The 13,362-nt window shown below is 68.1% G+C and carries 13 protein-coding genes; 5 read left to right on the forward strand and 8 right to left on the reverse strand.

What is annotated here, in order from left to right; translation table 11 throughout:
* Window positions 1-29: 29 nt before the first annotated feature.
* From EV137_RS09410 to leuA, 6 genes are all read right to left on the reverse strand, one after another.
* Window positions 30-236: a hypothetical protein gene (locus tag EV137_RS09410; RefSeq protein ID WP_134000057.1), complete on the reverse strand. Its 207-nt coding sequence runs from the start codon at window positions 234-236 to the stop codon at window positions 30-32.
* Window positions 236-1,297, reverse strand: a complete 1,062-nt coding sequence (locus EV137_RS09415; RefSeq protein ID WP_134000060.1) for an ABC transporter ATP-binding protein — start codon at window positions 1,295-1,297, stop codon at window positions 236-238. The genes EV137_RS09410 and EV137_RS09415 overlap by 1 nt, the downstream gene beginning before the upstream one ends.
* Complete coding sequence (locus tag EV137_RS09420) at window positions 1,294-2,373, reverse strand: ABC transporter ATP-binding protein (protein ID WP_238175189.1); 1,080 nt, start codon at window positions 2,371-2,373, stop codon at window positions 1,294-1,296. Before EV137_RS09420 ends, EV137_RS09415 begins: the two co-directional genes overlap by 4 nt.
* 5 nt (window positions 2,374-2,378) lie before the next feature.
* Window positions 2,379-3,275 (reverse strand): ABC transporter permease, encoded by an 897-nt coding sequence (locus EV137_RS09425; protein WP_134000063.1) that lies wholly within the window; start codon window positions 3,273-3,275, stop codon window positions 2,379-2,381.
* A gap of 6 nt (window positions 3,276-3,281) precedes the next feature.
* Complete coding sequence (locus EV137_RS09430; RefSeq protein WP_238175190.1) at window positions 3,282-4,382, reverse strand: ABC transporter permease; 1,101 nt, start codon at window positions 4,380-4,382, stop codon at window positions 3,282-3,284.
* 247 nt (window positions 4,383-4,629) lie between these two features.
* Window positions 4,630-6,303 (reverse strand): 2-isopropylmalate synthase, encoded by a 1,674-nt coding sequence (gene leuA, locus EV137_RS09435; RefSeq protein ID WP_202870975.1) that lies wholly within the window; start codon window positions 6,301-6,303, stop codon window positions 4,630-4,632.
* Between the two features lie 334 nt (window positions 6,304-6,637).
* On the opposite strand from leuA, the gene EV137_RS09440 reads away from it, so the two are divergent.
* Together EV137_RS09440 and EV137_RS09445 are read left to right on the forward strand one after the other, a co-directional pair.
* Window positions 6,638-7,300: a response regulator transcription factor gene (locus EV137_RS09440; RefSeq protein WP_134127893.1), complete on the forward strand. Its 663-nt coding sequence runs from the start codon at window positions 6,638-6,640 to the stop codon at window positions 7,298-7,300.
* On the forward strand, window positions 7,297-8,595 hold the full coding sequence (locus EV137_RS09445; protein WP_134127895.1) for a sensor histidine kinase: 1,299 nt from the start codon (window positions 7,297-7,299) through the stop codon (window positions 8,593-8,595). Before EV137_RS09440 ends, EV137_RS09445 begins: the two co-directional genes overlap by 4 nt.
* Before the next feature lie 73 nt (window positions 8,596-8,668).
* Here the strand turns inward: EV137_RS09445 and EV137_RS09450 are convergent, their stop codons facing one another.
* Window positions 8,669-9,919, reverse strand: a complete 1,251-nt coding sequence (locus EV137_RS09450) for a DUF1501 domain-containing protein (RefSeq protein WP_134127897.1) — start codon at window positions 9,917-9,919, stop codon at window positions 8,669-8,671.
* A 7-nt stretch (window positions 9,920-9,926) separates the two neighbouring features.
* A complete protein-coding gene (locus EV137_RS09455) occupies window positions 9,927-11,399 on the reverse strand; it encodes a DUF1800 domain-containing protein (protein ID WP_238175191.1) in 1,473 nt (490 codons plus the stop codon).
* Between the two features lie 47 nt (window positions 11,400-11,446).
* On the opposite strand from EV137_RS09455, the gene EV137_RS09460 reads away from it, so the two are divergent.
* The 3 genes from EV137_RS09460 to EV137_RS09470 are packed head-to-tail and all read left to right on the forward strand — an operon-like array spanning window position 11,447 to window position 13,332.
* Window positions 11,447-12,223 (forward strand): hypothetical protein, encoded by a 777-nt coding sequence (locus EV137_RS09460; protein WP_134127899.1) that lies wholly within the window; start codon window positions 11,447-11,449, stop codon window positions 12,221-12,223.
* A gap of 12 nt (window positions 12,224-12,235) precedes the next feature.
* On the forward strand, window positions 12,236-12,895 hold the full coding sequence (locus tag EV137_RS09465) for an alpha/beta fold hydrolase (RefSeq protein ID WP_134000082.1): 660 nt from the start codon (window positions 12,236-12,238) through the stop codon (window positions 12,893-12,895).
* A gap of 17 nt (window positions 12,896-12,912) precedes the next feature.
* A complete protein-coding gene (locus EV137_RS09470; RefSeq protein ID WP_134000085.1) occupies window positions 12,913-13,332 on the forward strand; it encodes a PPOX class F420-dependent oxidoreductase in 420 nt (139 codons plus the stop codon).
* Window positions 13,333-13,362: the final 30 nt, after the last annotated feature.

Genomic DNA, 13,362 nt, shown 5'->3' on the forward strand with positions numbered 1-13,362 from the left:
TGTGGGTCAGTTACTACTTACTGGTGGGACTAACTACCGCCCTCGCGTTTTTCCCGACGCCGGGTGATGACCACCCCGACGACGACCACCAGGCCCAGTAGCAGGCCCAAACACAAGGTGAACAAGGTGACGACGAACTCCGGGGTGCCCGGCGTCAGGGTGAGCAACAGGACTCCGCTGGCCAGCACCAGGAACACCGCCCAGCTGAGCGCCATCCGGCCGATCTGCGGCGACATCAGGCCCTCGGTTCATCCGACCGTGCCTCATCGTCGAGAGCGGCCACGCCGTCCCGCGCGACCACGTGGCACGCGGCGGACTGGCCGGACCGGATCGTGACCAGCTCGGGGACCGCCCCGTCGCAGAGCCCGTCCTCGAACAGCGGGCAGCGCGGATGGAACGTGCATCCGGACGGCAGGTGCGCCAGGCTCGGAATCTCCAGGCTGCGCAGGGACTCGCGGCCCTTGGTCTTGGTCAGGTCCGGGTCGGGCTCGGGGATCGCGTCGATCAGCGCCCGGGTGTACGGATGCGTCGGCGCGTTGATGATCTTCGGCGTCGGCCCGAACTCCACGATCCGGCCGAGATACATCACCGCGGTCTTGCCGTGCCAGCCGAAGTACTTCGCGATCGCCAGGTCGTGGGTGATGAACAGGAACCCGACGCCGAGGTCGTCGCGCAGCCGGCCGAGCATCGCGAGCACGCTGATCCGGATCGACACGTCCAGCATCGACGTCGACTCGTCGGCGATGATCAGCTTCGGGTCCAGCGTCAGCGCCCGGGCGACGGCGACCCGTTGCCGCTGACCGCCGGACAGCTGGTGCGGGTACTTCGACAGGTAGTTCTCGGCCGGGGTCAGGTCCACCTTGGTGAGCAGCTCGACGGCCCGCTCGGCGGCCGCCTTCTTGCTCTTCACCACTCCGTGCTTGAGCAGCGGGGCGGTGATCGTCTGCTGGATCGTCCGCGTCGGGTTGAGCGAGGCGTACGGGTCCTGGTGGACGTACTGCACGCTGCGCCGGAAATTGGTGAAGTCGTCCCGCTTCAACGCCCAGATGTCGGTGCCCTCGAACGCGACCTCACCGCTGCTCGGCCTGGCGAGACCGGCCGCCATCCGGGCCGCCGTCGTCTTCCCGGAACCGCTCTCGCCGACCAGACACAGAACCTCGCCGGGGTTGACCGACAGGTTGATGTTGTCGACCGCCCGGATCGGACCGGCCTTGGTGTGGAACACCTGGCTGACCCCGCCGAGCGTCATCAGCGGCGCCCGGCCCGCGGTCTCGGGGGACTTCTCCAACGCGCTCATGATGCGTTCCCCAAGTCGCTCGGCACCTCGCGCTGGAGGTGCACGTCCTTCCAATGGATGCAGGCCGCCTCGTGCGCGTCGCCCGGCTCGTCGGTGATCGGGAGCAACGGCGGGTCCTCTTCCTTGCACTCCTCGGTCGCGTACTTGCACCGGGGATTGAACGTACAACCCGGCGGGAGCGCGGCGAGGCTCGGCGGTCCGCCCGGGATCGACTCCATGTCCGGCAGGTCGCCGACGATCGGCGGCACGGCCTTGATCAGCCCGAGCGTGTACGGGTGCCGCGGCCGGTAGAACATGTCCCGGACACCGCCGGTCTCGATGATGCGACCGGCGTACATGGTGGCGACCCGGTCCGCGAGCTCGGCGGCCAGCGACAGGTCGTGGGAGATGAAGATCATCGAGAACCCGAGCCGCTCGCGGACCTCGTGCAGGACGTCGACGACGGACCGCTGGGTGAGGATGTCGAGCGCGGTGGTCGGCTCGTCGAGGATCAGTACTTCGGGTTCGAGCAGCAGGCTCATCGCGATCAGCACGCGCTGCCGCATACCGCCGGACAGCTCGTGCGGGTAGCTGTCCATCACCCGGGACGGCTCGAGCCGCACCAGCCGGAGCAGCTCGCCGGCCCGGTCCTCGATCTCCTGCTTGGTGAACTTGGTGTGCGCGCGCATCGTGTCGTGCATGTGCGCGCGGATCTTGAGCACCGGGTTGAACGCGTTCATCGCGCCCTGGAACACCATCGCCGCGTCCCGCCAGCGGAACTGCCGCAGGTCCCGGCCGTCCAGGCCGAGGATGTCGATCTCGGTGCCGTCGCCGCGGTTGAAGGTCACCTGGCCGCTGGCGTGTCCGAGCCGCGGCAGCAACCGCAGCAGGCCGAGCCCGAGCGTCGTCTTGCCACAGCCGCTCTCGCCGACGAGTGCGACGCTCTCACCCGGAAACAGGTCGAGGTCGACACCGCGGACCGCCTGCACCGTCGCACCGGAACCGGTCCGGTACTCGACCTTGAAGTCGCGGATGGACAGCAGCGGCTTGCCCTCGCCGCCGCGCTTCGCACGGGTACTCGAAGAAGTAGTCGTCACAGTGATCACCGGTCCCGGAGCCGCGGGTTGAGGATCTCTTCGAGGGATCTCGTCATCATCACCAGTCCGAGCTGCAGCAGGATGATCGCGACGATCGGGCTGAGGATCCAGGCCAGGCTCGCGTCGTTGAAGATGGCGCCGGCGATCCAGGCACGGTTGAGCATGATGCCCCAGTTCGCCCCACTCAGCGGCGCCAGCCCGAGCAGGTAGAAGCCGACCAGCTGGTAGATCGCGTTCGTCACGCCGATCATGAAGTTCATCAGGATGAAGCTGGCCATGTTCGGCAGGATCTCGACGAACACCACCCGCACTGTCCCGAGGTCGAGCAGCCGGGCCGCCTCGACGAACTCTCGCTCCTTGAGGGAGAGGACCTGCGCCCGTACCGCCCGGGTCAGCACCGGCCAGGACAGGACGCCGACCAGCAACGCGAGCAGGATCGGCGAATCGAGCTTGAAGAACGCGCCGAGTACCGCGAGCAGGATGATCGGGGGGACCGTCAGGAAGACGTCGGCCACGGTGACCACCGCGGAGTCGACCCATCCGCCCAGGTAGGCGGCCAGCGATCCGAGCACGATCGCGATGGCCGTCGAGATCGCCGCGGCGAAGAAGCCGACGAAGATGACGGTGCGGCCGCCGCCGATCATCTGGGCCAGGACGTCCTTGCCCTCGTTGTCGGTACCGAGCAGGTGGCCCGGAGAGCCGGCCGGGAGCAGGATCTCCTTGACGTTCGGCGCGATGTCGGGCGCGAAGAAAGGCCCGATCGCGGAGACCAGTACCAGCAGCAGCACCACCACGAAGCCGATGAAACCCGCTGGACTGCGGCGCAGTGAGCTGAGGATGCCGGCGAACCGTGAGACGCCGGTCGTGCCGATCGAGGTGACCGGAATCGTTGCTTCTGTCATCTCAGCTCACCCCTTGGCCTTGCCGCCGACCCGGATCCGCGGATCCAGGCGGCTGTAGAGGACGTCCGCGAGCAGGTTGGCCGCGACCACCGAGATCGTGACGACCAGGAAGATCCCCTGCAGCACCGGATAGTCGCGGCCGTTGACCGCGTTGAAGAGGCTGAAGCCGATGCCCTGGTAGCCGAAGATCTTCTCCACGAAGATCGCGCCGCCGACCACGAATCCCAGCGACACCGCGAGCTGGCTGAACAGGGGCAGTACGGCGTTGCGTCCGACGTACCCGGACCGGATCCGGTTGTCCGACAGACCGCGCGCCCGGGCGACCGTCACGTAGTCCTCGCCGAGGGTCTCCACCGTGGACGACTTCATCACCAGCGCCCAGGAGCCGACCGTGGTCAGCGCGTAGGCGAGGATCGGCAGGAACGCGTGGTAGAAGATGTCGTTCAGGAAGCTCAGGCTGAACGACGGCTCCACTCCTGCCGTGTACGAGCCGCGGGCCTCGGTCAGGTTGAACAGCTGCAACTTCACGCCGAGGAAGACCACGATCAGGATCGCCAGGATGTAGTTCGGGATCGCGTGCAGCAACGAGCCGATCGACGTCAGCAGGTGGTCGATCCAGCTCTCCCGCCGGTAGGCCATGATCATGCCGGCCACGATGCCGACGATGAAGCTGATAACCGTCGCGACACCGACCGAGAACAGCGTCCACGGCAAGTAGGTCTTGATCACCTGCGCGACTGTGGTACCCGGCGACAGCGTCGAGTTGCCGAAGTCGCCGTGCAGCAGGTTGACCATGTAGGTCGCGTACTGCGAGATCACCGGGGCGTCCGGGTCGAGCGAGAACAGGTTCTGCGCCTGGGCGGCGGCCGCCTCGTACGAGATACCGGTCTGCGCGATCTGCGTCTGGATATAGGTGTCGACCGGGTTACCGGGCAACAATCTGACCAGGAAGAACGTGCCGGTGGTGACGATGAAGACCGTCAGGACCGCCTTGAAGAGTCTTCGGACCAGCCAGGCGTTGACAAAACGCCGAGCAGCCGAGGGTCTCGGTTCGACGACCGGTCCTTCGATCAGCTTCGCCGCGGACGTGTCGACCGCACCACTCACTGCTCACCTCCACGCGACTACCAGGGAAAGCCGGTGGCGCAGACCCTCAACAGCACGAATTAGTAACGCTGTCTTGCAAGAGTCTGCGCATAGTGACGACAGTCTGCGCAACCTCGGTCACCGAGTCAACGACTTGAGGCAACGTTGAGACAACGTCGCGGACCGTGACGCAACGGTACCGGGGCGTGCAGGAATCGCCCGCCTCCGACACGGAAGCGGGCGATTCGGGGTGAAGGTTCGACTACTGTCAGCGCGTGGCGCGGTTGACAGCCGAGACGACCGCCTTCAACGAAGCAGTGAGAATGTTGGCGTCCCGGCCGACACCCCAGAACACCTCGTCGCCGACCTCGCATTCGACGTACGCCGCGGCCAACGCGTCACCGCCCGCGGAAAGCGCATGCTCGTGGTAGTCCAGCACCCGTACGTCGTACTTCAGCGGCTTGATCGCGTCCACGAAGGCCGACACCGGACCGTTGCCCTCGCCAACCAGTTCGTGCGGCACACCGTTGGCATAGACCTGAACCCGGAGCTGGTCGCCGTGCCCCTCACCGGACGTCGAGTTGACGCTGAGCAGCGACAGCGGGCCCGGTGCCAGGTACTCGGCCGCGAAGATGTCCCACATCTGCTGCGGACCGACCTCGCCGCCCTCGTTGTCGGTGTGCTGCTGGATCACCCGGCTGAACTCGATCTGCAGCCGGCGCGGCAGGTCGAGCCGGTGCTCGGACTTCATGATGTACGCGACGCCGCCCTTGCCGGACTGCGAGTTCACCCGGATCACGGCCTCGTAGCTGCGGCCGACGTCCTTCGGGTCGATCGGCAGGTACGGCGCCTCCCAGGCGATGTCGCCGACCGGCCTGCCCTCGGCCGCGGCCTGCTTGTCCAGCGCCTCCAGGCCCTTCTTGATCGCGTCCTGGTGCGAGCCCGAGAAGGCGGTGTAGACCAGGTCACCGGCGTACGGCTGGCGCTCGGGAACGCGCATCTGCGTGCAGTACTCGACCGTGCGGCGGATCTCGTCGATGTCGGAGAAGTCGATCTGCGGGTCGATGCCCTGGCTGAACAGGTTCATCCCCAGCGTCACCAGGTCGACGTTGCCGGTCCGCTCACCGTGGCCGAACAGGCAGCCCTCGACGCGGTCCGCGCCGGCCATCAGCGCCAGCTCGGTGGCAGCCACCGCCGTACCGCGGTCGTTGTGCGGGTGCAGGCTGATCGTGCTGTGCGCACGCCGGGTCAGGTTGCGGCCGAACCACTCGATCTGGTCGGCGTACACGTTCGGGGTGCACATCTCGACGGTGGCCGGCAGGTTCAGGATGATCTCGCGGCCCTCGGCGGGCTGCCAGACGTCACTGACCGCCTCGCACACCTCGAGCGCGAACTCCAGCTCGGTGCCGGTGAAGATCTCCGGGCTGTACTGGTAGCCGAACTCGCAGTCGCCCAGGATCTCGTCGGCGTACTTCATCACGGTCTCGGTGCCGCGGACCGCGATCGTGCGGCACTCGGCCTTGTCGACGTTGAACACCACCCGGCGGAACAGCGGCGCGGTCGCGTTGTAGAGGTGAATGGTGGCCTTCGGCGAGCCCTGCAGCGACTGCACGGTGCGCTCGATCAGCTCCTCGCGCGCCTGGGTCAGCACCGAGATCGTCACGTCGTCCGGGATGACGTCGTCCTCGATCAGGCTCCGGACGAAGTCGAAGTCGTACTGGCTGGCGCTCGGGAAACCGACCTCGATCTCCTTGTAGCCCATCTTCACCAGCAGGTCGAACATCCGCCGCTTGCGCGCCGGGGACATCGGCTCGACCAGCGCCTGGTTGCCGTCGCGGAGGTCGGTGGACAGCCAGCGCGGGGTGCGGTCGACGGACTTGGCCGGCCAGGTGCGGTCGGGCAGGTCGATCGGCGGGAAGGCGCGGTAGCGGTGGGTCGGCATACCGGACGGCTGCTGAACAGGCTTGGGCTGGTTCTTCGGTGCCACGGGGGTTCTCCTCGAGAAGCTGTCTACTGCACAGGGTCGCTTGGACGACCGGCGTACGACAAAACTCCGCGGCGAGGGAACCGGCCTTAACAGGCCTCGCCGCGGCAGCGAAGGAGGAGAAGCTGGTGCCGCATGATGCCGATGAGTCTATGCACAACTCCCCCGGCCCGTCGAACCGGGGATCTCGACCGGCGAGACACGGAGAGTTACGAGGCGCTCGCTGAGGATGTGCTGAGGATCCGCGTCGCGGGCTCGCGGGATGGTTCGCGGCCGGTGCGAGGATGGGCGGATGACGGCGCGAGTACTCGTGGTGGAGGACGCGGAACCGATCCGGACCGCCGTCGGGATCGCGCTGACGGAGGCGGGGTACGACGTACGGACGCAGCCTGACGGTGACGGGTTCGAACGGGAGCTGGCGACGTACCGGCCGGATCTGGTGCTGCTGGATGTGATGCTGCCCGGGCGGGACGGGTTCGAACTGCTGACGCTCGCCCGCGAGACGTCGAACGCCGGCGTGATCCTGCTGACCGCCCGCGACGCTGTCGGGGATCGACTGCATGGGTTGCGGACCGGCGCGGACGACTACGTGGTCAAGCCGTTCGTCCTGGCCGAGTTGATCGCTCGTGTGGAGGCGGTGCTGCGCCGGATGGGACGGTTGCGGACCGTGCTGACGGTGGGCGATCTCGAGGTGGACGTCGAGGCGCAAGCGGTACGCCGGGCCGGGACGGCGATCGAGCTGACGGCGACCGAGTTCAAGCTGCTCGCGTTCCTGGCCGGCCGGGACGGGAAGGTGGTCGGCAAGACGCAGCTGCTGACCGCGGTCTGGGGGTACGACGACTACGCGGACAACCTGGTCGAGGTCTACGTCAGCGGTCTGCGCCGCAAACTGGAGGCGCACGGCCCGCGCCTGCTGCACACGGTCCGCGGCTCGGGATACGTGTTGCGCGCATGAACCTGTCGCTGCGGGTGCGGGTGACGTTGACCGCTATCGCCGTACTGCTGGTGGTGCTGCCGATCACCGGGCTGACGGTGAAGGCGGTGTTCGACGCGCAAGCCGAGCGCAGTCTCGACTCGCTGCTCACCGGGCGGGCGCAACTGGCACAGCAGCTCGCGCGGCAGAACGTTGCGCCAGGCAACTTGGTACGGCGGGTGGACGCGGACGGGGTCCGGGTGACACTGATCCTGCGCAACGGGCGGCAGCTCGGTGCACCGCCGATCGATCCGGGTGAGACTGTCCGGCAGGTGAAGGCAACTCTGCAGGCGGGCCAGCAGACGAAGGGCGCGACGTTGCTGTTGTCCGCCGACACCGGGTTGCTGGCAGACGCGAGCACCCGATTGCGGAACGTTCTGCTGATCTCCGGCGGGCTGGCGATTCTGATCACGGCGCTCGCACTGGTGATCGGGATGCGGTTCGCGTTGGCGCCGTTGGACGCGATGACGGGGTTGGCGCGGTCGATCGCGGCGGGACGGCGGGGCGGACGGTTGCAACCGTCGCGCGCGGACACCGAACTCGGCCGCACCGCAACCGCCTTCGACGAAATGCTCGACGCTCTCGAAGGCGCTGAGGGCGCGGCGCGGCGATCGGAAGATCGGATGCGGGAGTTCGTGGCCGATGCCGCACACGAACTGCGCACTCCGGTCGCAGGTCTTCAAACCGCTGCCGAAACCCTGATTCAGCTAGGTCCGGAGGCGTCGGCCGCGCAACGTGAGGAGCTCGAGTTGTTGTTGGTGCGCGAGTCCCGTCGCGCCGGCACGCTGGTCTCCGACCTCCTCGAACTCAGCCGCATCGACGCCGGGCTCCAGCTACACCTGGCACCTGTGGACCTCCGCGACCTCGCCGAGGCTCAGGCGGCTCGCCTTCGCTTGGTCGCACCCGATGTTCGCGTCGAGATCGTCGGCTCGGCGACCGTCACCGCCGACGCTGACCGGCTCACCCAGGTCTTCACCAACCTCGTCGACAACGCCCGCCAGGCCGGGGCCCACGCGCTGCGCATCACAGTTGCACCCACCGGCGTACGCGTCGAGGACGACGGTCCCGGCGTACCGCCGCCCGTCCGCGACCGCATCTTCGCCCGCCTCGTCCACGGCCCCGACAGCAAAGGCGCCGGCCTGGGCCTCGCAATCGCCCGCGGCGTAGCCCGAGCCCACGGCGGCGACCTGACCGTCACCAACCGCCCCGACGGCAAGCCCGGAGCCGCCTTCCACCTCCACCTCCCACCCCTCGCCCCGCCACCTACCCCACCCTGAACCTGATCCCGTGGCCCCATTTGCCTGGCTGACCCAGCAAGTTGCCGTAGCGCGGAGCGCGGTCGGGCGGGGGTCAGGCTCGGAGGAGGCCGTTGATGGTGGTGGTGTGGTTGGCGAGGATTCGGGCGGGGTCGGCGCCTAAGACGTGCTGGAGGACTGTGGCGTAGACGTCACGGAAGTCCGTGGTGGACTTCAGGTCGCCGTTCGACAGGTCCGTCAGGCTGGGCTGTTCGCCGTAGAAGCCGCCGGTCACCTTCTCGCCGAGGACGAAGACCGGGCCGGCCGTGCCGTGGTCGGTGCCGTCGCTGCCGTTCGCCTGCACCCGGCGGCCGAACTCCGAGTACACGAGGACAACCGCGTTCTTCCCACGGTCGCTCCGCTGTAGCCGTTGCACGAACGGCGTCAGCGCGCCGTCGAGCTCGGTCAGCAACCGCTGCTGGGTCCCGCGTTCGTCCGCATGCGTGTCGAAGCCGCCGAGCGACGCGGAGTACGCCCGCGTCGGCACTCCCGCCTCGATCAGCCCGGCGATCAGTTCGAGTTGCGCGCCAAGCTGCGAGGCACCGCCCGCGGAGGCACCCTTCGTGCGCTCCTCGTCGTCCTCGTCCTCGTGCTCATGACCGCTCCGAACGGCCTTCCCCAGCACCTGCGCCGCGTTCTGCAGATCCTGCACCGACTTGGCCGCTCGCGCCTGCCAGGGCCCCTCGCCCGGACTCGGTTTGCCCAGCGCCGCGTACGCCGTACCCAACGCACCGCCCGGCAACGCCAATCCGCGCAAGGGCAGCGATGCTGCGGCCGTGGTCTCGCCGGCGAGTAAAGGCGGCAGGGTTGGCTCGACAGAGACTGCCCGCAGCGGGTCCGCTCCGGTCGCGTCCAGCCAGCGGCCGAGCCACCCGGTCGGTACCGGCGACTTAGGCGACGCCGTCTGCCAGATCGCCATCGACCGGAAATGACTGCGATCGGGCTCCGGATAGCCGACACCGCGCACGATCGCGAGCCGCTTGCTGTCCCACAACCCCTTCAGGCCCTTCATCCCCGGGTTCAGTCCGAGTCCGTCGCCGAGGTCGAGCACGTCGTCGCCCGCGTACGCCAGGTCCGGCCGAGCCTTCTGGTACGCCGGGTCCGCCGCCGGGACGACCGTGTTGAGTCCGTCGTTCCCGCCGTACAACGTGATCACGACCAGCACCGACTGATCACTCGGCAGCGGATCGTCGACGGCCGCGGCCATGAGGTCTGACCAGTTCACCTGAGTCGCCCCGGCCGCCAACGCACCTGCCGCGGTCACCCCGCTGAGCGTCAGGAACCGTCGTCTCGTCAGATTGTCCACAATTCTCCTATCCGCTCACGACGAACTCAGGTGCGCATGCCGCCACCGCGGTCAGCTGCACTGGATCCTTCACACCGGCGAGCGCCGACCGGGTCCGCTCGGACCAACTGTCGACACCGAGCAGCGCGCCGACCGCGCTCACTCGATCGGTTGCGTTGTCGACAATCGACAGGTCGGCCTTCTTCGCCAGCTGCTGCGCGAGCTGCAGCCGCGTCACGCCCGCTGATGTAGTCAGCCAACTCGCACCGGCCGGCCACCCACCGACACTCGGCGGGCGGTACGGCAGCTGGCCCATCCCCCGCAGCCCGGCGAGCAACTTGGTCTGCTCCTTCTCGGCCAGCTTCCCCGGCCGGACGCCCAGCGCCCGCAGCAACCCGACCGCCCACTCGACCGGCTGTTTCACCAGACTCGCCGCCGGATCCCGGAATCCCGCCTCACCAACCATTGCCGTCAGCAACGACCTCACGTCCCGGCTGCCGCCGTACGCCGTACTCAGCCGGGCGACCGTCGCCGCATCGGGCGGCGTCGCCGACACCAACCGGAACCACAACCGCCCGATCAGGAACGCGGCCGACGCGGGCTGCGCCAACGCGAGCGCCGCGAAATCCTTCGCGTCGAAGTCGCCGGTCCTGCCGAGCACCGTCTTCGTCCCGGAGTCGAACCGCCGGCGCTGGAACGTCGCACCGTCTTCCCACAGCACCCACCCGGTCAGGCAGCGCGCACCCTGCGCCACATCCGCTTCCTGGTAGTGGCCGATGCCCAGCGTGAACAGCTCCAGGAACTCGCGGGCCAGGTTCTCGTTCGGCGACCCCTTGCGATTTCGTTGACCATCCAGCCATCGGATCGTGGCATTGTCGACAATCATCGCCTGCGCCAGGTCGCCGAACCGGCCGAGGGCGAGACGGCGCTGGGTCTGGTTCTGCGCCAGCATCCAGGCGGCGTTGCGGACCTTCTGGTTGCTGGTCGCGAAGTGCCCGTGCCAGAACCAGGTCACCCGCTCCCCCGCGGTCCGGCTCACGACCATCCGGTCGAGCCACCAGAGCGTCAGCTTCCGTTCCTGCGCGGCCCGCTGCCGATTAGCAGCCTTCTTCGCCTCCGGATCCCGCTCCGCGCCTGGACTCCTCTCCCCGCCTGGACTCCTCTCCCCGCCTGGAGTCGTCTCAGCGTCTGGGCCCTTCGCCTTATCCTGCCCCGGCTTCTTCCTGTCCTTGTCCTGCTTGTCCGGCGTCTTCGGCTTCGCCGGCGGTTCGAGGCCGGTCGGTACGGCAATCGCCGCCGCGGCCGCATCCGCGCCCGGACCGAGCAGGCGCCGTACCGTCGCGTCGACGCCGGCCTCCAGGTCGCCCGGCGCGGGGCCGAAGCCCAGTCGATCGTTCAGCCGCCGCACGACGGCTCTCTCACTGATCCCGGTCATGCTCCCGATCGTGTCCAGCGCACGCCCGCCGGACCAGCATCCGGCGGCCTTCTTCAGCGGATCCACAGGTTCGAGTAGACAGCGTCTATCTACCTCGTGTAGACACTGTCTACGTGATCGCTCTAGGCCTGCTGACGGCTTCCGCCTGCTGCCACGCGGCCTGGAACCTGCTACTCAAACGCAGTGGCCTCGGCGGTCCGGCGTTCGTCTGGCTGTGCGGTCTGTTCACACTGCCCGTCTCGATCGTCCTGCTCGTTCGCGGCTCACTCACCCCGGCCTGGTGGGCCGGCGTGGTGAGCATGGCCCTGCACACGACGTACGCCGTCACGCTGCAGAAGGCCTACGCGCTAGGCGAGTTCTCGACCGTGTACCCGATCAGCCGGGGCACGGCGCCGGCGCTGGTGGCGATCGCCGCGATGCCGCCGCATCCGCAGGTGTACGTCGGCGCAGCCTTGGTGCTGACCGGCGTACTCATCCTGGATCCGCCGCGTTCACAGCGGCGCAGTGTCGCGCTCGGGCTGGCGGTGGCGGGATGTACGGCGGCGTACACGTTGTGGGACGCGTTTGCGGTCGAGTCATTGCAGGTCGACCTGCTCTCGTACCTGGCCGTTGCGAACGTGGCGCAGATCGTAGTGTTGTCGACAATCGTCCGCGACGTCCGCGGTGCGGTCCGGCACTGGCGGGCCGCCGTACCGATCGCGGTGTTGATGCCGGCCAGTTACGGGCTGGTGCTGCTGGCATTGTCGTTCGCGTCGGTCGGCACGGTGGCGGTCGGCCGGACGCTGAACGTCGTCCTCGGCGCACTGCTCGGCGCAGTCGTGCTCCGCGAGCGGCCGCGCGTCGCGGGACTGGTCGTCGTGGTGGCCGGCGTACTTCTGGTGAGTGTTTGAGGGGAGCGTTCAATGAGAGATCTGGTGTGTTTGCACGCAGGTACGAGTGGACCGTCGACCTGGGACCGCTTCGTGCCCGAGTTCGAGGCGTTGGGGTACCGGGTACATCGTCCGACGTTGCTGGGCCACGGGAACGCTCCGCGGCGCCGCCCGTACCGGCTCGACGACTTCCGCAAGCAGGTACTGGGTGAACTCGACGGCCTGGACCACCTGACGATTGTCGGCAATTCGCTCGGAGCGTTCGTGGCGAGCGCTGTCGCGATGGCGGACCCCGATCGCGTCGACCGCCTGGTCCTGGAAGAACTGCCGGTACCGCCACGGGACGCCGCGGACACCGCACCAACCACGCGCGCGACGCCGGGGCTAGCACTGCTAGCGGCCGGCTGGATGACCCGACGCAAGTGCGACCCGCTCCTCCTAAGAGACGTCATCGCGGACCTCCGCCGCCCGCAGCCAGGATGGTGGGCCGGATTGTCGACGATCCGATCGCCCACAATGCTCCTCGCGGGCGGCCCGAAGAGCCACCTGGACCAGTCCCGCTTCGAGCTGGTCGCCGATCTGATGCCATCGGCAACCATCACCACGATCGAGGCCGGTCACCGCATCCACACCCACGCACCCGAACGCTGGCTGGCCACGGTCCGGACGTTCCTTGCCTTCAAGAGCGCTTGAATTCCTAAGCTTGCGGCATGACGCAAACTCTCCTCGAGCGGATCGGGACCCACGGGCTCGGCGTGCTGGTCACGATCAAGCGGGACGGCCGGCCGCAGCTGTCCAATATCACCTATGTGTTCGACGGCGACCGCGTCCGGATCTCGCTCACCGACGGCCGCGCCAAGACCAAGAACCTGCGCCGAGACCCTCGCGCCAGCCTGTACGTCAACGGCCCGAACGGCCGCTCGTACGTCGTACTCGAGGGCAAGGCCGAGCTCAGCCCGATCGCCGCCGAGCCGTACGACGCGGTGGTCGAGGACCTCGTCGACTACTACCGGACCGCGTCCGGCGAACACCCCGACTGGGACGAGTACCGCGCGGTGATGGTGCAGGACAAGCGGTTGATGTTGTCGATGACCGTCGACCACGCCTACGGCATGCCGGCACCGTCCTGACCAAGGTTCCGGGGCCCGCCCCCTGAGGAG

The organism is Kribbella pratensis, assembly GCF_004366075.1.
GTDB lineage: Bacteria > Actinomycetota > Actinomycetes > Propionibacteriales > Kribbellaceae > Kribbella > Kribbella pratensis.

Coding starts and splice junctions, on each gene's coding strand:
- EV137_RS09410 (WP_134000057.1), bottom strand. CDS start 236: ATGTCGCCGCAGATCGGCCGGATGGCGCTCAGCTGGGCGGTGTTCCTG.
- EV137_RS09415 (WP_134000060.1), bottom strand. CDS start 1,297: ATGAGCGCGTTGGAGAAGTCCCCCGAGACCGCGGGCCGGGCGCCGCTG.
- EV137_RS09425 (WP_134000063.1), bottom strand. CDS start 3,275: ATGACAGAAGCAACGATTCCGGTCACCTCGATCGGCACGACCGGCGTC.
- leuA (WP_202870975.1), bottom strand. CDS start 6,303: ATGCCGACCCACCGCTACCGCGCCTTCCCGCCGATCGACCTGCCCGAC.
- EV137_RS09440 (WP_134127893.1), top strand. CDS start 6,638: ATGACGGCGCGAGTACTCGTGGTGGAGGACGCGGAACCGATCCGGACC.
- EV137_RS09445 (WP_134127895.1), top strand. CDS start 7,297: ATGAACCTGTCGCTGCGGGTGCGGGTGACGTTGACCGCTATCGCCGTA.
- EV137_RS09465 (WP_134000082.1), top strand. CDS start 12,236: ATGAGAGATCTGGTGTGTTTGCACGCAGGTACGAGTGGACCGTCGACC.
- EV137_RS09470 (WP_134000085.1), top strand. CDS start 12,913: ATGACGCAAACTCTCCTCGAGCGGATCGGGACCCACGGGCTCGGCGTG.